The following is a 19778-nucleotide window of genomic DNA, read 5'->3' on the forward strand; positions in this document are numbered from 1 at the left end:
GTTACTTAACTCCGAGGATAACCAGCGCCCGCCACACGCCAAGCAGCACCATCACGAAGCTCAGCTTGTTCAAGAAATCGCACCACCAATCCGACTGCAAGTCGTAGTGACCGAACATGCCGAGATCGACATTCGGTAGCTTCGGGCACTGACCGCCACCGCCGAAGCCCGAGAAATCGAGCTTATCGGTAACGGTGATTTCCTTGTTGATCGACGCGTCCGGCTGATTCGGAATCGAATCCAGACCCGGGACCGTGGTGTTGCTGTCATCCGTCACCTGCCCCGCTTCCGCGCAGCGCACCAACCACGTTTGCCGCGCGATCATGCCAAGCGCAGGGCTGCCCTCCACCATCGGCGGCGTATTGCAATCGCCACCGCCACCGGCCGACGTGCCATCACCTGGAGGCGTTGGCGCTGTACTACTCGACGCGGGAGCGCCCGTATCGCCAGTGCCGGCACCATTCTTAGCGCCCGACCCAGAGCCGTTGTAATTGTTGACCGTAACGTTACTGATCGGCCCGCTGCCCGACTGGTTTGAATACTTATCTGACGCCGCGATTTGCGATGCGGGGTCGGAGATCGGTGGATTTGGCGGCGTCGGCGCCGGCGAGCCAGCGCAAAGAGTCGTGCCGGAAGACGATGAACACGCGCCCGAACTGGTCGAGTTAGGCGCCGGCACACATACCTGCCCTGATGTAGTCCCCGCGCAATATTGATTGCTCGCAGGGTCATAGCACGAGCCGCCGCTACACACCTTCGGTGCGGTAGGTGGAGGATCAGGAACCGGTGCTGGTGACCCTGTGTAATCGCCAGTCGGCGTCCAAGTAGCGGAACCTGTGCAGTACTGCTTGCCGCTCCAAACGCCGCACACCTTCACCGCTGAGTCATCATCGGTCTTCAGCGAATACTTGCAGCCTGCATTAACAACGGTCGTGTTTACACCGTCGAAAGCCTGATGCAGCGGAGGGCGAGCCTTGCAATCAGCACTCGGGTTAAAGCAATACGAAAGGACCTGCGTTGAATCGACGCCCTGCGGCGTCACAACTGTCCAGTAATGGACAGTGGAAGACATCGTGCGGTCCTGACACGTCCAGCCCGGCCCTTGGTTAAAAGATTTATTAATCAGGCACTGCTGATAAGCCTGATTCGACGTGTCATAAATTGCGCCACACGTGTTCGCCGCAAAAGACGGCAGAGCGAGAAAAAGCGCAAAAAGCGCAAACGTCAGTCGCCCGAAAAGGTGAGCCACACCGCCCCCAAGAACGCAATCAGCACGAAGTAGCCTGCGTAGTCAGCAATCGTCATCACCGGCTCCCAAGAAGAAGGCGGCGAGTTACCCCGCCGCCGTGTCACGCCGTTACCCTGGATTAGTGCATGGCCTTCTTGATCAGCTGCCATGCCACGATCAGCACGAGCGCACCAGCAACCGCACCCACCACCGCGATGATCTGCGGGTTGACGCCCGAGATCGCGGTAACCACTGCCGTGCTCATGTCGTCAGCGGCGAATGCCGGCGCGGCAATGAAGCCGCCCGACAGCACGGAAACAACGGCCAGACCCTTGGACTTCAGATTCATGCTCTACCTCTCATTGCGTTTCGAATAAGCCGCCCGCAGTAACCCAAGGCCCACGCCGTCGCAATTGCTGCGGCAATGGCTGCGCCTTGAGTAGCGGAGAGGGGCGGCATCCCCCCGGGTACTTGAACCCAATGCGGGTCCGAGCACTGCCCTGTCGTCTGATCGATCGCTTCGTCAGGGCAGTACAGGTAAGACATGACAGCCCCTTACTTCGGCTGCGCAGCCGGCGCAGGCGCCGACTTCTTGAGCGGGACCAGCTTCACGCGACCGAGCGCGAGCTTGCCGTTCATCGTGCCGAACGACTTGGGATCGAGCGTGGCCGGACCAGCAGGCAGCGGCTCATCACTGGAAAACTGGAACGACTGCGGCAGACCGTCGATCTCGACCGTTGCCCACTGGTTGAAGTAGTGGCGCACCACACCGTCGCGCTCAAACTTCGCCGCTTCCGGCTCACGCGGAAGCACATTGAAAGTCAAACCGTTCATTGAATCGTCTCCGTTAGAGGCGGTATGTACCGCCATGCAAATACACGCCCACTTGGCGTAATCGTTACCTTCCACTCGGAAGCCAAAAACTCGCCGGTCACGCGGTTGAGGTAACCGCCCGCGACCTTGCGAATATCCGCAGCCCCGCCCATGGCATCGCGAGCGAAGATCGGCGCACGCCACCAGCGAATGACACGCTTGCCCTCTTCCGTCGCACCGCACACGCCATACAGGCGCGCGCCCTTCGGAACATGCTTCGCCTGCTCCGCCGTGAACTTGCTCGCGTACTTCGCCATGTAGGCGACCGGGCGATTGATATGGACCTTGCTGCTCAACACGTGCGCAAAGCCGTGCGGCCACCAGCCGGCCTTATGCGGGTTGGGGAAGTAGTCACGTGCCCTCACCCAGATCATGCAGTGATAATGCGGACGACCGCGCTTCGTGAGTTCCATCACCCACACCATGCGCATGCGCGTGCCTTGGCAGCTGCGCTTGAACCAGTCGCGCACGCCGCGCCGGAAGTCACCCACATGCCCAGGCTTCCACGCGCCATCTTCGGCATAGGTCAGCGTCACGAACAGGCGACGCCAGCGCACGCCCTGCTCATCCACGTGCGCGGCCGAGTCCAGAATGTGCGCCGAGTTGCGCACCGCCTTCTGAAGCTTTCGCACACGGGAGGAATAGACGTCTATTTCCAAGACTTCGCGGGGCCTTGCTCCCTTTGTTTTATATGGGTCAAGTTCCGTAAAGCCGTCCGCGCCCTGCGCGCCGCGCTGACGCGCGTCGCGCCGGTCGCCGCCGTCTTCAACAGCCACGCCTTCAAAAAACTTAGTGCGCGCCATCTCTTTGAATGGCGCATCCATCGCGTCCTGTTGAGCCGCGCGCTCGCGCACTGCGTCAGCGGTGAAGCCACGGAACGCGTGCATGGCTGGATTCGCCCATGCACGTGTGCGCCGTGACATGGCAGGCGGCGCCAGATCGAGAGAGCTACCGCCCTGCCCGTCGCGCATTGTGTAGAGGCACGGGGCTGCGCCGTCAGCAATCATAGGCAACCCCAAAGGCATCACCGAGCAACTCGGTGTCGAGTTCAATGCCATCCTCAAGCGCGGCATCGAGCAGCATCACTGCACACGCAGAGTAGGCGCCCGCGAGATGATCCCGCCCCATCAATGCGTAACTGTCAGCGCGCGACTTCATCGCGGCAATGTGCTCGCTCACGTCCCTGTCAGCCATGATCGCGCTCCACGCGCAGACGCAACTGGTGTTCCCAGCGGCGCAGATAATCGATAAGCCGTTCTTTGCGCTGAAGCGCAGCAACGCCGAGAGACAGACCGGAAACGACACCTTCGGCGTAGATAACCGAGGCATCGCGCGTCACACATTCGCCCTGGCTCATGCGCCCGACGTGCATGCAGAGACGACGGTCGAATGCCGTCGCGGATTCCGAGATGGAGCGCACCGGGCCGCTCATCGCCGGCTATCCCGCTGAGCAAGCAAAATGCCCACCAGCGCAGCGGCCACCACCAGCAGATAGACAGCCGCCAGTCCGCTGCCCATCACTCGACTCCCGCGAAGTGGCAAACGACCTTGAAGCCCGCAGCGACGCCACCAATGAACGCGCCCAACAGAAAAGCGCAACCCAAGTAGGTCAACACTTCCTCGCCGATTCGCAGAGCAGCGCGACGCGCGCAGATGCCGTACCAGCGCGAAACGTTGCTCATGCCATCACCTTGCGCGCAGCGCGACGAAAGCGACGCCAACGCGGCCAGCGCCAGAGAAACTCAAAGATCAAGGAAACCGTCGCGTCGGCAAAAAGCTTGCCCACCCAGACCGCCACAACGGCGCCAAAGAAGAAGGCCTTCCAGCAGACGAGAACCACCTCGCCAAACTGCTCAGGTGTGATGACGTTCACAGCCAGCCCTCTGACCGCAGGGCGGCATCACGATCAAGGAGGGGTTTCAAGCGGCACCACGTCCAGACGACGGGGGGAAGAACGCACAGCGCGAACAGAATGGTCATCAGAGGCCCCTTATCGAGTTCAAGACTCCTCAACTCAGGCCGCAGTAGAGTACCCTTGAACTGTCCAAGTCAAGGGTCTTGAACCGTGAACGCCTCAAATATTTTGCTTGACAAATACTGCAAAGCCTGCTCCATCGCTCAGGATAAGGATTTGGCTGTCAAGCTGCGCGTCACGAAGAGCGCGGTCAGCAACTGGCGCAATGGTCGCGCCCACCCCGACGCGAAGAGCGTTGCGCGCATGTGCGAGGCAACGGGCGAGCAGGTGGCCCACTGGCTGCCGTTAATCGAGGCCGAGCGCGCACGCACGCCAGAAGACAAGAAGGTGTGGCTTCGACTTGCGCAAATGGCTGCGGCGATCACGCTAGCGGTCGGCCTCTACCCGGCTCACGCCGAGACCATCACCGCGCGTGCGGACGTCTCAAATAGTGCGACGTCTATACATTATGCGCAATTACGCACCTCGGGTCAGATGCCGGCATACCACTCATAGCCCTGATCTTCCCAATAGCCGCCCTGGCCGTCGCCGATATCCTCGAACGAACTGACCAGCTCGATACGCGCGAGATACTTGGCCTGTTTGTAACCGAGCTGGCGTCCAATCCGTAAACGCAAAGGCGCGCCGTTCGGCACAGGCAGCGGCTTGTCGTTCAAGGCGAAGGCCAGCAAGGTCTGCGGATGCCTGGCCTCGGTGATGTCGATGCTCTCGTAGTAAGGCGTGTCTTCGTCCATCTCGTCAAAACAATGGAACATCACGTATCGGGCCTTCGGGTCGACGCCGACATGGTCCAGCACGGCCGATAGTGCCGTTCCCTGCCATTTCCCGATGGCGCTCCAGCCCTCCACGCAGTCGTGCCGGGTGATCTGTGTGCGCAGGTCGAGGCGCTTGAGGTCGTCCATCGAAAGCATCGCCGGTCGATTCACCATTCCGCCCACCTGAAGCCTGTAGTCGCGAAAATCGTTGGCCATCAAGGCCCGATAGGCCGGCGTCGTGGGCATGGTGGTGCCATTGGGATGGAACGTCGGCGATATGTCGGCTTCGGTGTATTCCTTGGCCATGCTGCTCGATGGCGACAGCAAGGCTTGCACGCGGCGGTTCAAACCCTCGGCCTTGCCAAGCACATCCGGTCCCCACATCGTCTGCGAAATGCGGTCGCATCCGGCAACCAGGATGCCCGCCGCACCCACGAGGGTCATGTGCAGGAACGATCGGCGATCAGTCATGGGGGCGTTCCTCCGGCGGCACGGATTCATTGGGAAGGTCTTGGCCGGGAACGTCTTCATCGACGGGAGTGACATCGATGGCGTAGTAGCCGGTGATCATGCCCCTCAGCTGGTTGAATACGCCCGTGATCAGCACTTCGAAAAGGTGGATCAGCACAAAGGCAACGAAGCCCCAGGCGATGATGAAATGGATGGCTCGTGCAGACTGCCGCCCACCGACGGCTTCGACCATGGGCGAAAGCACGGCATCCATGCGTGGCGACATGGCCAGGCCCATCAATACGATACCCACGCCGAACACGAAGATGACGGTCAGGTAGGCGAGTCGCTGCAGGATGTTGTAGCGCAGCGCCTCCTCGCCATGCGGATGCTTGAAGCGCAGGTGATCGACAATGGAGCGCCCTATCCCGCGCCAGTCCGTGCCTGTGGGCCACAGGTCGCGCTGCAGGTGCCGGGTGGCAAGGGCGTAGCCGACATAGCAAAGCCCGTTCAGCACGAACACCCAGGCGAAGAAGAAATGCCAGCGGCGCCCCATCGCCAGCCATTGCGGACCAGGCACGGTCAGCCAGGATGGGAACCCGCGCACCTGGGGGACACCGTCCCTCCCCTTCGATACGCCCAGGACGCCAGTCGTGGTGAACTCGTGCCGACCGATGCGCGTTACGCCGACCAGGTTTCCCGCCGCGTCCTGTCGTGCACCGAGGGACAGGATTTCAGTGCCGTCGTCGGACCGATTGCCCCAATACAGGCTTGGGTGCGCGTTGAATATCTGCAGCCCGCTGAGGAACATCAGCGTCAGCGCGACCACGTTGATCCAGTGCATGATCCGAATCGGCAACGGATGCCGATAGATCACCTTGCGCGACGCCGTGACCGCCATGGGCATCGGCGGTGCCATACCTGCATCAAGGTCTTCCGCGCTCATGGCCATACTCCAGGGAAGCAGGCAAACCGGACGGTGCGCGGATTAGTTTACTCGCCCCGTGCGCTTGGCGAGCGCCGCGCCCTTCTTGCTTCGCACTACCCTCCCTACCTCCCCGAGCCACTCGTTGGTTGCCGCAAGAGGTTGCGCTCCAGGCTCGTAGAGGACGATCAACAAGCCTTCGGCGTCATTGATGCCGCTCCCATGCTGCACCGAAGACTAACGATAGGGGACGCGGTACATAGCGTCTCGCGGTTTTCCGCTCATTGCTCCCGGGGCCGATGACTCCAGCGCCAACACGTTGCGGCGCGTCGACAAACACAGGCCGAAAGGCACGTGCCGCTTGCGTCTATTGACGAGCCAAGGACATATTCAGACGGCTTCTCAAGTTGGTAGGCCACGCGCCCGCAAGCGCGTGGCCTTGGATGCATTCACAAGGCGATCTGTTTTTGCCCGGCCGCCTTGAGCCGTGCGTTGATCGCCGCCAGATCGGCATCCTTCAAATGCTTCCATGCGTCGAGCGTGGCGGTCAGTGTCTGCGTCAATGCAGCGTACGACGCCAGGGCATCCTTGCTGGGATCGGCATCGGCGCCATCGACCGCCTGTTTGAGCTTGCCCAGGTTGATCGAGAGCGCACTCAGGCTATCGGTGCGCCGAGGTGGTGCGCCCATGCTGTTGCGCGGATCGGGATGCAGCTCGACGCCGGACAGGTCCTTGGTCTTGTCCAGCAGGCTCGCGATCTGGGTATGCAGCGTGTTGTCGGCGTGCGCCTGCCGTGCATCCAGCTCCTTGAGCAAGCGGGTGGCCTCGGCCGTAGCCGCCCCCGTTTGTTCGGCAGCCTCCTCGACCTTGCGTGCCAGCGCAAATTCGCGCTGCAAGGCGGCGTCGGAAACCTTCACGCGGGGATCGACAAGCAGCCGCAATGGCTGTCGATAGCGCTGGCCATCGACATTGAGCTCGACGGTATAGTTGCCGGGTGGCGCCCACACGCCCAGGCTTTCCTGCTCGGGGTCCGGCGTGGCGTCCGCCGGCTTCGGATAGTGCAGATCCCACACGAAGCGGTGCATGCCGGCGCTCGTGGAAAGGCGTATCGGTTCGGGCATCCATTCCGGCGCGGCCTTGAGCTTGCTCGCATCCGGCGGTGTCACCGCGTCGGCGCTGCTGAAGCTGCGCACTTTGTTGCCCTGTGCGTCGAACACGGTCAGCGTCACGCTGCCCTTGATACCTTTGGGTAGTGCGTAGTCGATGACGGCACCATCGGGCGGGTTCGCCGCCATCGGCTCGTCCTTGGGGAACGGCGTGCCGGTGAAGCCGGGCGGTCGCACGCGGATCGCGTCGGCCGGCTTGAACAAGGTGACCGCGCCGGCGTGCACGTCGTTGAGCTGCTGCAGCGCCGTGACATTGTCCATGATCCAGAAGCCGCGACCGTGCGTGGCGATGACCAGGTCGTTGCCATGCACGTCGATGTCGCGCACCGAAGTCATCGGCAGGTTTTGCTGTAGCGGCTGCCAATGCGCGCCATCGTCGAAGGACACATAGATGCCCTTTTCGGTACCGGCGTACAACTGGCCACGTTTTGCGGGATCCTCGCGCACGACGTTGACGAAGCTGCCAGCGGGAAGTCCGGCGTCGATGCGTGTCCAACTGCTGCCGCCGTCACCGGTGCGGTAGATGTACGGCGTATCGTCGTCCAATCGATGGCGATCAACGGCCAGATAGGCAACCTTGGCGTCGAAGTGGGACGGTTCGATGCCGCCGACCTTGGACCATGGCGTCAGCGCGTCGGGCGTCACCTGACGCCAATGTCCGCCGTCGTCGTCGCTACGCCAGACCAGTCCGTCGTCCGTGCCCACCCACAGCGTGTTGGCGCTGAGTGGCGAGGGTGCGATGGTGTAGATCACGCCACGGCGCGCATCGATGTGATTGTCGTCGGCCGCCGTGGCCGCATCGAGATTGGACGGTATGCCGGCGTCCTCGCGGGTCAAATCGGGGCTGATCGGCGTCCAGTGATCGCCACCATCGGCGGTGCGGAACAGTCGCTGGTTCGCGAAGTACAGCACCTTCGTATCACGCTTGGAGAACGTCAGCGGCAGCGTCCACGCGCCACGATAGTGCGCGGCCGGATAGGCCAGCGTGGGATCGACGTCACGCGTCTGCCCGCTATGCGTGTCGAGCTTGTCGACCGTGCCGCCGTAGACGATGTCCGGATCGTCGGGATCAGGGGCGATCATGCCGCTCTCGCCGCCGGGCGTGATCTCGTGGAACTGCGCCATGGTGATCCCATCGCCGCCGCCGCGGCTGGGTAGCGCCACGGCGCCGGAATCCTGTTGCGCACCGTAAACCCAGTATGGGAAGCGGTTGTCCGTGCTGACGTGATAGATCTGCGCCGTCGGCTGGTTGAACCAGGTGCTCCAGGTCTTGCCGCCATTGAGCGTGATCACGGCGCCCTGATCGACGCCCAGGATCTGTCGCGACGGCTCGGTCGGGTCGATCCACATCTGGTGGAAATCGTCGCCGGTGGGATCGCCCTTCATGGCGATGAACTGCTTTCCACCGTCGTCGGAGCGCAACACGATCGTATTCATCACGTAGACGCGATCGGCGTCTTTCGGATCGACCGTCAGGCGCGAGAAGTACCAGCCTCGCTTCCAGATGCGCTCATCGTCGGAGAGGTGCTTCCAGTGTGCGCCGTCGTCATCGGATCGGTACAGTCCGCCCTCGCCCTCCGTCGCGTCGACCAGGGCATACACGCGATGGGGCTGGCTCGGCGCCAGTGCGATGCCAATGCGACCCGGGTGCGCAGGAAAGCCGTTGCCCTGCAGCTGGCTCCAGTGATTGCCGCCGTCGTGCGATACATACAGCCCGCTTCCCGGTCCGTTCGACGGTGGATACACGCTCCATGGTGGGCGTCGCGTTTGCCACAGCGCCGCGTAGATCGTGTCGGGGTCGCCGGGCCTGAAGGCCAGGTCGATCGCGCCGGTGTCGGCATCCTTGAACAGCACCTTGTCCCAATGCTTGCCGCCGTCGGTCGTGCGGAATACGCCGCGCTCGGCATTGGGGCCGTAGGCGTGGCCAAGTGCGGCGGTGAACACCACCTTGGGGTTACGTGGATCCACCAGCACGCTGGCGATCTGCCGTGTGTCTTCCAGGCCAATATGGGTCCAGTGCTTGCCGGCATCCGTCGACTTGTACATGCCATCGCCATGGGCGATGTCCGAGCGCATGTCGGCTTCGCCCGAGCCGACGTAGATCGTGTGCGGGTCGGATGGCGCCAAGGCCAACGCGCCAATCGATCCAACCTGCTGCCCGTCGAAGATCGGCTGCCACGTGCGTCCTGCGTCCTGGGTCGCCCATACGCCACCATTGACCGCGCCAAAATAGAAGTGGCGGCTGTCCCCGGGAATGCCGGCGACCGTCAGCACACGGCCGCCGCGGAATGGCCCGATCAGGCGCCAGTGCAGATCCTGGTACAACGAAGGATCAACGGCCGCATGCGCGCTGAGCGCTGTGGAGATCCCAAGGGCAAGAAGCGCAAGCTGGCGACGCAAGAGCATGGGCAATTCCTTGGTACAAAACGAGTCAAAGGGTTAAGGCGACGCTGACAACCGCTGGCCAGGTCGCAATGAATCAGGGCGCCGAGGGCGCCCCGATTCTTGCCGTCTTTCGACTTTCACGGTGAGCCGTCTTCAATCGCGCTCTTGCTCCAGGCCACGCATGGCCGCCTCGAGCGCCGCCTTGCCGCCGCCTGCTGCACCCTCCTCCTCCGGCGTCGTCTCCGGCACAGTGATTTCCTTGAGGTGCTTCGCGCTGAGCACGGCGTTGGTCTTGCGCAGGTCGTTGGCGGTGAAGTCGGCATAGGCCTTCTGCACATCACCGAGCTCGCGCTTGAGCGCGTCGAGCGAAGCCAGCTGGTAGTCCGACGGTCGGCCCTCGTACGACATGATCGCTCCGTACAGTTCGTCGGTGTGTTCGCGCAGGCGCAACTCACCCGTGATCGCCCCGCCTTCGGTGGTCGCCACGATCTTCTTGCGAATATCGTTTGCCTTGTCGCCGAGATCGGCGAGCTGTTTGCGGGTCGCATCCTCGGCGGGCAACGTGGCGGCTTCGGCCTCGGCGTCGTGGCGCACCGAGTTGATCCGAGCCACGACGTCGCTCATGTCACCAAACAGCTGCTTGACCCGGTTGGCGGCGTCGAACTGTGCCTGGCGATCGGCCACGCTGAACTTGTTACGACGATCGAGGCCGACCTCGATCTTGCTCTCGAACACGTCCTTGCCCTTGGTCATGCGCACCGTATAGGTGCCCGGCGGCACGCGTGGTCCCTGGATCGAGTTGCCAGCGATCTGCGCAGCCGGCGGCACGCGTGGCGCCTTGGTCTGCATCGACCATTGGACCCGGTTGATGCCGCGACGCACACTGGCCGGAATGGTGTCGACCAGGTTGCCCTTGCTATCCAGCACGTCGATCTTGAGCTTGCCAAACAGATGACGATCGCGCTGGTAGTAGGTGATGACCGCGCCCTCCGGCGGATTCTGGCCGACGAAACCGGCGTCTCCGCCCGGCCAGCCGCCAAACGCATCGATGCGTTGCTGGATCGGCCGCGAGGGCAAGAACGTCGCTTCGCTGCCGAGGATCTTGGGATCGAGCGCACGCAATGGCGTGATGTCATCGACGATCCAGATGCCACGGCCGTGGGTGGCCAGCACCAGGTCGCCATCGCGCGGCTGGATGGCGATATCGCGCACGGCCACGGCCGGGAAGTCCCCGCCCTTGAACTGCGCCCAGCTGGCGCCGCCATCGATCGAGATCCACAGGCCGAACTCGGTGCCGGCAAACAACAGGTTCGGCTTGAGCGGATCCTGCCGGATGACGTGTACATAGCCTCGCAGGCCCTTGCTGTCCTGCCCTGTCACCAGGGGAGTCCACGATTGGCCGTAGTTGGTGGTCTTGTAGATATACGGGTTCATGTCGCCGAAGCTGTGGCGATCGAACGCTGCATAGGCGGTGCCGGCCTCATGCGGACTCGCCTCCACCCATGACACCCAGGTGTCGGCAGGCTGGCCCTTGATCCCGCTTATCTTGGTCCAGCTCTTGCCGTCATCGCGGGTGAGCTGCAGATTGCCATCATCCGTGCCGACCCAGATCAGGCCGGCCTGCTTCGGCGATTCGCTGATCGAATAGATCGTCGTATAGGTTTCCGCCGCGGAGTTGTCCACCGTGACGCCGCCGGACTTCTCCTGCTCCTGCTTTTTCGGATCGTTGGTGGTCAGATCCGGCGAGATGCGCTGCCAACTCTGTCCATGGTCGCGCGAGCGGAACAGGAACTGCGCGCCCATGTAGATCGTGCCCTTCTCGTTCGGGCTCAACGCGATCGGCGTATTCCAGTTCCAGCGCAGCTTCTCGTGGTAGTTCGCCTTGGGCTGGATATCGCGCGCTTCATGGGTATGGCGGTTGACGCGCGTGATGCTGCCGCCTTGCGTCTCCATGTAGATGTAATCGGGATCGGCCGGATCGGCGAACATCCAGAAACCATCGCCACCGCAATAGTTCGTCCACTGCTGGTTGGTGATCCCACCGGGATAGGCGGAATCGCCTGCCCAGCAGGCGTTGTCTTGTATACCGCCATAGACACGGTAGGGATCGGCGTCATCCACGCTCACGTGGTAGAACTGCGATACCGGCAGGTTGTTGCCTTTCCACCATTTGTTGCCGCCATCCGTCGAATACCACAGTCCGCCGTCGTCGCCGACGATGGCATGCTGGGTATTGCGCGGGTCGATCCACAGCACATGCGAATCACCGTGGGCGCCGCCACCGACATTGGAGAAACTCTTGCCGCCGTCGAGGCTCTGGATCAGCCTGAGATCGGGCTTGAACACGCGATCCGGATTGTTCGGATCGACGATCAGGCTGGCGAAGTAGAAGGGCCGCCATACCATCAGCTGGCTCTTGTCGCGCTGCTGCCAGGTCTTGCCGCCATCGTCGGAGCGGTACAGCGCCGAATCCGTCGACTCGACCAGCGCGTAGACGATGGCTGGGTTCGAAGGCGCCACCGTCACCGCGATACGGCCAAACGGTTGCTTCGGGAAACCCTGGTTGGCCGTGGCGGTGACTTCGGTCCATGACTGGCCGCCATTGGCGGAGCGGAACAGGCCGCTGCCGGACGGTGCGGCCGGTGATTCGCCGCCGGAACGGAAGGTCCAGCCCTTGCGGCGGAAGTCCCACAGGCCGGCAAAGATCACGCTCGGGTCCTTGGGATCCATCGAGATCGAGGCACAGCCCGTGGAAAGATTCTTGCCGGTCAGCACCAGCTTCCAGTGCTTGCCGCCATCGCTGGTCTTGTACAGGCCGCGATCGGACGAATCGCTCCATAACTTGCCCGGAGCACAGGCATAGACGGTATTGCTGTCCTTGGGGTCGATCAGGATCTTGGCGATACGTTCGGAGCCCTTCAGGCCCATGTTGGTCCACGTTTCGCCGCCATCGGTGGACTTGTAGATGCCGTCGCCGATCGATACGGAGTTGCGCGTCCACGACTCGCCGGTACCGACCCAGATCGTTTCGTGGTTGGACGGATCGATCGCGATATCACCGATCGACTGCACCGCCTGCTTGTCGAACACCGGCTTGTAGGTGGTGCCGCCGTCGCTGGATTTCCACACGCCACCGCTCGCCGCACCGACGTAGACGGTCAGCTTGCCATCCTTCTCCGGCACGGCCGCGAGCGCGGAGATACGTCCGCTCATGGCGGCCGAGCCGATGTTGCGTGCGCCAAGGCCGGAGATCACGCCAGCGTCGAATTTGGCCGGCGTTTTCGCTGCGTCGGGTGCTGTCGCTTGCGCCGCCGCAGCGTACGAAAATGACGAGAGCAGGACGATAGCGGGCAGCGCCGCGAGCTTGCACGGAAGATGTCTCATGGCTTCGCTCCTGCGGCGGCGTGCGCGGCCCCGTTAGCGTGCGGAAAAGCGAAGAGGGTGTCGTCCATCGCCACGTTGGCTACGGCCTTCTCGATCGTGATCTGTTGCTTGGCGAACGGGCCGGCCTCCTTGGTCGAGGAGGAAATGGAGAACGGGAAATACACCCCGTCGACCTGTTCATAGTCACCGTAGTCGGTCACGGTCTCGACGTGGGTGCCGCGCACGACCTGGTCGGCGATCGTGCGTATCTCGAGGTAGTGATCCGGATCGAGATAGACGTATTCGATATCGCCGTTTTTCAGCGTGACCTTGAGTTTGTGCGCCTCGGTACCGTCGATGTCTTCGGTGCCGAGGTATTCGAGCCTGTTGCCCTGGGTTTGCCAGTCCACCAGCGGCCCGCCTATCGCCGCGTCGTCGGACAGGCTCTTGGCATCGTCACCGGATATCGCCTCGGGGTCCCGGCGCCCTTCGAAGGGGGAGATCTGCCAGGCGCTCTTGCCGTCCCAGGCCTGGATCTGCGTTAGGCCCTGGATGGTGGCCTCGGTGCGCACCGAATCGGGCGCCTTCTTGTACTGGGCGAGGGCCAGCTCGAACTGGCCACCGACGCGCAGCTTGCCGTCGAGCTTGATCGACTTGATGGCGTGGATCTTGTCGAGCCCGCCGCGGGCGTCGACGTTCTTGGCCACCAGCTCATCGGCGGTCAAGGCGTGCGCCGACGTGGCCATGAGCAACAGCCCGGCCACCAGGAACAACGATCGTGTAGGCATGAAACCAACCCTCCCGCTGATGAAGCCTGCGCCAACTGCCCACACCCGATCGCAGCGCGACCGGCCAAGGAGACAGATGCAAGACTGGCGCCGATCCCCTGGTGGCGCCGCTGACTCTGACACTACACAGGTCACAGTAGCCGCACGATGGGACAGAAGTCATGGAACTAAACGCTTGGCCTATGGCAGTGCGCTTGCCGATGCAAGATAAAGAGCGCTTTGCCTCGTCACCCTGGGTAGCCCTTGTCGATGCCTCATCACACCGCCCGGCCGCTGGTCCTGGCCCTGTCCCTGGCTTCCATGACCGCACTGGCGCAACAGGCGCCCGATACGCCCGTCGAGCATGCCCAGGGCTCGCCGAAGCCGGCGACCAATCTTCCGGCCGTCGAAGTCAAAGCCCAGAGCTGGCGACAGACCCTCAAGGCCAAGCTCGAGCACATGCTGGCCGAAGTCGACGGCACCCTGATCACCGTGACCAAGAAGACCACGGTGACGCACCTGGACCAGCAGCCCACGGTGATAGGCAATAACCTCGATCAGCTGCTGGCACGCAGTCCCGGCATCCAGGTATCCCAGCAGCCCACCCCGACCCAGTTCAACCTGAGCTATCGGGGCCTCGGCAATCCGCAAGAATCCGAATACGTGCTGGTGATGCAGGACGGCATTCCGTTGGAAAGCGACTGGATCGGCTTCCCTACCCTGTATGCCATGCCGCTTACCCAGGGCCTGGCCTCGGTGGAGCTGATCCGTGGCGGCTCCAGCCTGTTGTATGGGCCCGAACCCGCACCCGTGCTCAACCTGGTGTCGCGCCGCCCGGCTGCCGACGCGCCGTTGTCGTTCACGACCGAGCAAGTGGTGGGCAACCGCGGCTTGTACTCGACCTACAACGTGCTCGAAGGCAGCAGCGGGCGCTGGAGCTACCGCGTCGACGCCGGCTATGTCGGCAGCGACGGCACCCGTCCCAACGCGGACTCGCAGATGCGCCAGGCGGATCTCTACCTCGCCTACCGCCCGACTGCGCAGCAGCAGTGGTGGCTGGACCTGCACGTGATCGATGCGGCCTCCGGCGATGCCGGGCGGCTGAGCTATCCGCAATGGCAGGCCAACCCGCGGGCGACGCCTACGCCATACAACCGGGACTGGGTCGATCGCGACCAACTGGTGCTGGGGCATAGTCGCGAGTTCGGCGATGGCTGGCTGTTCACCGGCAAGCTGTGGTTCGCCTATCAGGACCTCGCCAGTCGTGCGGCCAACGGCGCGCTGCCGCCTCAGCCGCCACCGTCCACCACCACGCTCCAGGACGAGCAATTCCGCAGCAGCGGCGTGGATCTGCGCCTGCGCAAGCGCTGGGGCCAGGGCAATGCCTTCACCGTCGGCACCACCTTGTTCGACGGCGACGATCCGTTCCGGCAGTGGACCAGCACGGACCTCTACGTCGACCGCGACGACCGCAGCGGCACGCCACGGCTGGTGCAGGCGCGCAGCTCGCATTACGCCTCGGTGTTCGCCGAGAACGTGTTCCGTTTGCCGCACCGCTTCCATATCGTCCCCTCGGTGCGACTGGAGCACGAACGGGTAGCAGTGGAGGAAACCGTCAAGCCGCCCTTCCTCCGCCGTCCGCTGATCAACGAGGCGGATGCGCGCACGGTGCCGCTGTTCGGGCTGGGCATCGGCAACGATTTTGGCCACGGCAACGAGACCTATTTCAACGTGTCGCAGGGCTGGCGGCCGCTGCGCTACTTCGACATGGCCTCGCCGTTCGCCAATATCGTGCCGGGGCATGCGCCTGACCCGTCCAAATCGCTGTCCTGGGAAGCCGGCGTACACGGCGTGCCCGTCACCGGCCTCTACTACGACGTGAGCGTGTTCTGGATCGACTTCAAGAACCGCATCGAGGCGCAGCACATCAACGCCACCGACGTGATCGAGGTGAATACCGGCGACACCCGCAGCCGCGGCTTGGAGGGGCAGCTCAACTACGACTTCTTCGCGCGTACCACGCTGGCTGATCGCGGTGAGCACCTGGAGGGCTTCCTCAATGCCAGCCTGTTGAATGCCCGTTTCACCGCCAGCGCCATCCCGGGACAGGTCGGCAAGATACCCGCCTACGCGCCGCGCTATCTGCTGAAGGCCGGCGTGACCTGGCGCGTCGAGGAGCGCGTCAAGCTCAGTCTGACGGCGGTGTCCTCGGCCGCGCAGTATTGGCAGGATTCCAATCAGCCGCTGGGCAGCGGCAACACTTATCTGCCGGCGCGAATTCCCGCCTATACCGTGCTGGATCTCGCGAGCGACTGGCAGCTCAATCGCACCGTCAAGCTGCTGGCGGGTGTCAGCAATCTCACCGATCGGCAGTATTACAGCCGGGTGTGGCAGACGGGACTGGAGCCGGCGGCAGGACGCACCTGGTATACCGGCGTGAAGCTCACCCTGTGAGGGGCGATGCGGCACGCCACCGCTCGCCCGCCCTACCCTTGCCAAACGATGTCGCCATTCCGCCGCGGGAGACGCCCCATGTTGAAACGCCATGCGCTTTGCCCCGTCATCGTGATCGCCGGCCTTTTGCTGGCCGGCGCCAACCCAGTCCGGGCCGCCAACGCCGCTGGAGGGCCGGGTTCGAGCGTGCTCGATTCGCTTGAATGGCGGCAGGTAGGACCGTTTCGAGGCGGCTGGGCGACCCAGGCGGTCGGTGTGTCAACGCAGCTCAACACGTTTTACATGGGCACGGCCGGAGGCGGCGTGTGGAAGACCGGCGATGCCGGGCGCACCTGGCAATCGCTATTCGACGAACAACCGGCCTCACCCGTCGGCGCGCTGGCCGTAGCGCCGTCCGATCCAAACGTCATCTACGTGGGTACCGGCGAAGTGGCTGCCCGCTACGACGTCGGTGCAGGCAACGGCGTGTATCGCTCGGTGGATGGCGGCAAACGCTGGCAGCACATGGGCCTGGATGAGACTCGCCACATCGGCGCCATCCTGGTCGATCCCCAGCATCCCGATACCGTGCTGGTAGGAGCCCTCGGCCACTACTACGGGCCGAACCAGGAACGCGGCGTGTTCCGCTCCACCGACGGGGGCAAGACCTGGAAACAGACACTCTTCATCGATGCCGATACGGGCGTGGTCGATCTGGCCGCCGATCCCGATCATCCCAACATCATTTATGCCGCGGCCTGGCAAGTACGCAACTATCCGTGGCTGTCGTATTTCCAGCCCAACGCCGGGCCGGGCAGCGGGCTCTACCGCTCCAGCGACGGCGGTATCAGCTGGAAGCGCATCAGTGGACATGGCTGGCCCAGCGACACGCTCGCACGCATTGGCATCGCGACGGCGGGTCATGGTCGCGTCTATGCCGTGGTCAACGATGCGACGACGAAAAGCGAGAGCGGGCTGTTCCGATCGGATGACGACGGCGCGACGTGGCACGCGACCAGTCACGAAAGCTGGCTCGCCAACGACTACTTCAGCCGCATCACCGTCGATCCCGACAACCGCGACCGCATCTACTCCGCCGGACAATCGATCCGCCGTTCCGATGACGGCGGTCAGCACTGGACGGTCTTCAAGGGCGCGCCCGGTGGCGACGATTACCACTACGTGTGGATCGACCCGAAAAATACGCAGCGGATGATTACCGCCAGCGACCAGGGTGCGGTGATCAGCCTCAATGGCGGCAAGAGCTGGAGCAGCTGGTACAACCAACCCACCGGCCAGTTCTACCACCTCAGCGCCGATCAGCAGTTTCCGTACTGGATTTATTCCGGCCAGCAGGACTCGGGCACCGTCGGCATCGCCAGTCGCAGCGACTATGGCTCGATCACCTACCGCGACTGGCGTCCGGTCGGCGGCGACGAGCGCGACTACGACCTGCCCTATCCGGGCGACCCCAACATCGTGTTCGGCTCCGGCCTCGGTGGGCGCGTATCGCGCTGGGATCGACGCACGGGCGCGGTGCAAAACGTCACGCCATGGCCGGTCAACAGCTATGGCGAGCGCCCGACCGACTTCAAATACCACTACACGTGGATCACCCCGATCGCGTTCTCGGCACAGGCTCCCTACGCCCTATACCTGGGTGCGCAGGTGCTGTTCCGCAGTACCGACCAGGGCCGGCACTGGGATGTGATCAGTCCCGAGTTGAATGCCAGGAAGAATGGCGCAACGCATTGCGACGGATCTCCCACCACGGCACAAGCGCGGGACTGCGGTTATGGCGTGATCTATAGCATCGCGCCGTCGCCTCGGAACAATGACGAAATCTGGATCGGTACCGACGACGGCCTCATCCAGCTCACCCGGGACGGCGGCAAGAGCTGGCACAACATCACTCCGAAAGGCCTGCCCGAGTGGGCCCAGGTCAGCTCACTGGATGTCTCGTCGCTGCAAGCGGGCACCGCCTATGCCGCCGTGGACAATCACCGCCAGGACGATTTCAATCCGCACGCCTGGCGCACGCGGGACTACGGCGCCAGCTGGACCGACATCGCCGCGGGACTACCGGCAGGCAGCTTCGTCAGCGTCGTGCGCGCGGACCCCACGCGCGCCGGACTGCTCTATGCGGGCACCGATCGCGGCGCCTTTGTTTCGTTCGATAACGGCACGCACTGGCAATCGCTGCAACGCAACCTGCCGACCGCCTGGGTTCGCGACCTGCTCGTGCACGGCAATGATTTGATCGCCGCCACTCAAGGCCGCGCGATCTGGATTCTCGACGACGTGACGCCCTTGCGCCAGGCGACCGCCGACACCGAGCGCGCCGCGGCGCACCTCTATACACCGGCAACCGCACTGCGCGTGCGGGCAAACCAGAACAAGGACACGCCACTGCCGCCCGAAACACCGGTTGGCAAGAATCCACCTAGCGGCGCGGTGATCGACTACCGGCTCGCCGCCAACGCCAAGGGACCCGTCACACTCGACATCCTCGACCGCGACGGCAAACTCGTGCGCCAGTTCTCCAGCGCCGACAAGCCACCGACGCTCGACGCCGAACGGTACTTCGCTGACGGCTGGGTGAAGCCGCAGCCCGCGCTGTCCGCGAAGGCCGGTGCCCATCGCTTTGTATGGGATCTGCGCTATCCGCGCCCGCAGGCGATCGAGTACGGCTACAGCATCGCCGCGACCTGGGATTCGGACACGCCGGTGACACCGGAAGGGCCGCTGGTCTTGCCGGGCAACTATCAAATGGTGCTTCACGTGGACGGCAAGTCGTATCGCGCGCCGCTGATCGTTGCCTTGGACCCCCGCGAACAGACCAGCCAGGACGAACTGGCCGCCGGGCTCACCTACTCACGCCACATGGCGGTTGTGCTTCAACGCGTATGGCAAGGCTACGGCGAAGTGGAAGCCGTGCGCGATCAACTGGAGGCGCTGGATCACAAGCTCGGCAAGAGTGCCGCGAACAAAGCGCTGCTCGCCAGCGTGGATTCGCTGCAGTCGAAAACCACGCCACTGGTCGAGGGTGCGGGCGAGACATCCCTCAACCTGCACGCGATCAGCGATGCACTCGCCGCGATCGCGACCGACGTCGAAGGCGCCGACCACGCGCCGACCGACGGTCAACACGAGGCGCTCGCCCACTACCAGGCCAGCGTCGATCAGGCACTCGCTCAATGGAATGCCATGCGCACCACCGATCTGGCGAAGCTCAACAAGCAACTGCACGAGGCGGGTCTCGCCGAAATCATCGTGCCCGGTGACGGCGCAGCCGGTTCCGGGCGCACGCTTCAGGATGTTCAGGCTGACTGAAGTCAGGAACCATGCGACCTCAAGCGGCGGCCGATGATCTGTTCTTCGGAAAAGCGCTTCTTCCCGAATTGAAAGCAGCCATCACACCGACACGGCATTCAGGTCGCTAGGATGTTTCAATTCTT

At 63.4% G+C, this 19778-nt stretch carries 16 protein-coding genes; 3 read left to right on the top strand and 13 right to left on the bottom strand.

Annotated elements, in window-relative coordinates:
- Position 1: 1 nt before the first annotated feature.
- The 8 genes from CA260_RS20890 to CA260_RS10390 form a co-directional block, all read right to left on the bottom strand.
- Entirely contained in the window at positions 2–1249 is a 1248-nt protein-coding gene (locus CA260_RS20890) for a hypothetical protein (protein ID WP_146745317.1), read from the bottom strand.
- A 118-nt stretch (positions 1250–1367) separates the two neighbouring features.
- Positions 1368–1577 (bottom strand): major capsid protein, encoded by a 210-nt coding sequence (locus CA260_RS10365; RefSeq protein WP_111982795.1) that lies wholly within the window; start codon positions 1575–1577, stop codon positions 1368–1370.
- Between the two features lie 206 nt (positions 1578–1783).
- Complete coding sequence (locus CA260_RS10370; protein ID WP_038618326.1) at positions 1784–2062, bottom strand: hypothetical protein; 279 nt, start codon at positions 2060–2062, stop codon at positions 1784–1786.
- Positions 2059–2988 carry a rolling circle replication-associated protein gene (locus CA260_RS10375; RefSeq protein WP_146745318.1) on the bottom strand — a complete coding sequence of 310 codons (930 nt, stop codon included), beginning with the start codon at positions 2986–2988 and terminating at the stop codon, positions 2059–2061. Before CA260_RS10375 ends, CA260_RS10370 begins: the two co-directional genes overlap by 4 nt.
- Positions 2989–3097: 109 nt before the next feature.
- Positions 3098–3295 (bottom strand): hypothetical protein, encoded by a 198-nt coding sequence (locus CA260_RS10380; protein WP_111982799.1) that lies wholly within the window; start codon positions 3293–3295, stop codon positions 3098–3100.
- A complete protein-coding gene (locus tag CA260_RS10385) occupies positions 3288–3533 on the bottom strand; it encodes a hypothetical protein (RefSeq protein ID WP_111982801.1) in 246 nt (81 codons plus the stop codon). The genes CA260_RS10380 and CA260_RS10385 overlap by 8 nt, the downstream gene beginning before the upstream one ends.
- A gap of 85 nt (positions 3534–3618) precedes the next feature.
- A complete protein-coding gene (locus CA260_RS21145) occupies positions 3619–3783 on the bottom strand; it encodes a hypothetical protein (protein ID WP_172461778.1) in 165 nt (54 codons plus the stop codon).
- Entirely contained in the window at positions 3780–3974 is a 195-nt protein-coding gene (locus CA260_RS10390) for a hypothetical protein (protein WP_111982803.1), read from the bottom strand. Before CA260_RS10390 ends, CA260_RS21145 begins: the two co-directional genes overlap by 4 nt.
- Before the next feature lie 192 nt (positions 3975–4166).
- Here CA260_RS10390 and CA260_RS10395 point away from each other — a divergent pair, with 192 nt between their 5' ends.
- A complete protein-coding gene (locus tag CA260_RS10395; RefSeq protein ID WP_111982805.1) occupies positions 4167–4571 on the top strand; it encodes a helix-turn-helix domain-containing protein in 405 nt (134 codons plus the stop codon).
- On the opposite strand, the gene CA260_RS10400 is transcribed toward CA260_RS10395, so the two are convergent.
- The 5 genes from CA260_RS10400 to CA260_RS10420 form a co-directional block, all read right to left on the bottom strand.
- Positions 4547–5302, bottom strand: a complete 756-nt coding sequence (locus tag CA260_RS10400; protein WP_111982807.1) for a molybdopterin-binding protein — start codon at positions 5300–5302, stop codon at positions 4547–4549. The two genes, CA260_RS10395 and CA260_RS10400, sit on opposite strands and share 25 nt — an antisense overlap.
- Positions 5295–6227, bottom strand: coding sequence for a cytochrome b/b6 domain-containing protein (locus tag CA260_RS10405; protein ID WP_238149674.1), 933 nt, complete (start codon positions 6225–6227; stop codon positions 5295–5297). The genes CA260_RS10400 and CA260_RS10405 overlap by 8 nt, the downstream gene beginning before the upstream one ends.
- A gap of 428 nt (positions 6228–6655) precedes the next feature.
- The gene (locus CA260_RS10410) at positions 6656–9778 is read right to left on the bottom strand and encodes a WD40/YVTN/BNR-like repeat-containing protein (RefSeq protein WP_111982809.1); all 3123 of its coding nucleotides are present in this window, start codon (positions 9776–9778) and stop codon (positions 6656–6658) included.
- Between the two features lie 132 nt (positions 9779–9910).
- Positions 9911–13141, bottom strand: a complete 3231-nt coding sequence (locus tag CA260_RS10415) for a WD40/YVTN/BNR-like repeat-containing protein (protein ID WP_111982811.1) — start codon at positions 13139–13141, stop codon at positions 9911–9913.
- Positions 13138–13866, bottom strand: coding sequence for a hypothetical protein (locus tag CA260_RS10420; RefSeq protein ID WP_146745319.1), 729 nt, complete (start codon positions 13864–13866; stop codon positions 13138–13140). The genes CA260_RS10415 and CA260_RS10420 overlap by 4 nt, the downstream gene beginning before the upstream one ends.
- Before the next feature lie 291 nt (positions 13867–14157).
- On the opposite strand from CA260_RS10420, the gene CA260_RS10425 reads away from it, so the two are divergent.
- Both CA260_RS10425 and CA260_RS10430 read left to right on the top strand, forming a co-directional pair.
- Positions 14158–16341, top strand: a complete 2184-nt coding sequence (locus tag CA260_RS10425) for a TonB-dependent receptor family protein (RefSeq protein ID WP_111982815.1) — start codon at positions 14158–14160, stop codon at positions 16339–16341.
- Between the two features lie 78 nt (positions 16342–16419).
- A complete protein-coding gene (locus tag CA260_RS10430; protein ID WP_172461779.1) occupies positions 16420–19653 on the top strand; it encodes a WD40/YVTN/BNR-like repeat-containing protein in 3234 nt (1077 codons plus the stop codon).
- Positions 19654–19778 lie beyond the last annotated feature (125 nt).

Origin of the sequence: Dyella jiangningensis (assembly GCF_003264855.1) — a bacterium.
Lineage (GTDB): Bacteria > Pseudomonadota > Gammaproteobacteria > Xanthomonadales > Rhodanobacteraceae > Dyella > Dyella jiangningensis_C.

What these genes read in the sequence shown, in the direction of transcription:
- CA260_RS10365 (WP_111982795.1), bottom strand. Translation starts at nt 1,577, where the DNA reads ATGAATCTGAAGTCCAAGGGTCTGGCCGTTGTTTCCGTGCTGTCGGGC.
- CA260_RS10370 (WP_038618326.1), bottom strand. Translation starts at nt 2,062, where the DNA reads ATGAACGGTTTGACTTTCAATGTGCTTCCGCGTGAGCCGGAAGCGGCG.
- CA260_RS10375 (WP_146745318.1), bottom strand. Translation starts at nt 2,988, where the DNA reads ATGCACGCGTTCCGTGGCTTCACCGCTGACGCAGTGCGCGAGCGCGCG.
- CA260_RS10380 (WP_111982799.1), bottom strand. Translation starts at nt 3,295, where the DNA reads ATGGCTGACAGGGACGTGAGCGAGCACATTGCCGCGATGAAGTCGCGC.
- CA260_RS10385 (WP_111982801.1), bottom strand. Translation starts at nt 3,533, where the DNA reads ATGAGCGGCCCGGTGCGCTCCATCTCGGAATCCGCGACGGCATTCGAC.
- CA260_RS21145 (WP_172461778.1), bottom strand. Translation starts at nt 3,783, where the DNA reads ATGAGCAACGTTTCGCGCTGGTACGGCATCTGCGCGCGTCGCGCTGCT.
- CA260_RS10400 (WP_111982807.1), bottom strand. Translation starts at nt 5,302, where the DNA reads ATGACTGATCGCCGATCGTTCCTGCACATGACCCTCGTGGGTGCGGCG.
- CA260_RS10405 (WP_238149674.1), bottom strand. Translation starts at nt 6,227, where the DNA reads ATGAGCGCGGAAGACCTTGATGCAGGTATGGCACCGCCGATGCCCATG.
- CA260_RS10410 (WP_111982809.1), bottom strand. Translation starts at nt 9,778, where the DNA reads ATGCTCTTGCGTCGCCAGCTTGCGCTTCTTGCCCTTGGGATCTCCACA.
- CA260_RS10415 (WP_111982811.1), bottom strand. Translation starts at nt 13,141, where the DNA reads ATGAGACATCTTCCGTGCAAGCTCGCGGCGCTGCCCGCTATCGTCCTG.
- CA260_RS10420 (WP_146745319.1), bottom strand. Translation starts at nt 13,866, where the DNA reads ATGGCCACGTCGGCGCACGCCTTGACCGCCGATGAGCTGGTGGCCAAG.
- CA260_RS10425 (WP_111982815.1), top strand. Translation starts at nt 14,158, where the DNA reads ATGCCTCATCACACCGCCCGGCCGCTGGTCCTGGCCCTGTCCCTGGCT.
- CA260_RS10430 (WP_172461779.1), top strand. Translation starts at nt 16,420, where the DNA reads ATGTTGAAACGCCATGCGCTTTGCCCCGTCATCGTGATCGCCGGCCTT.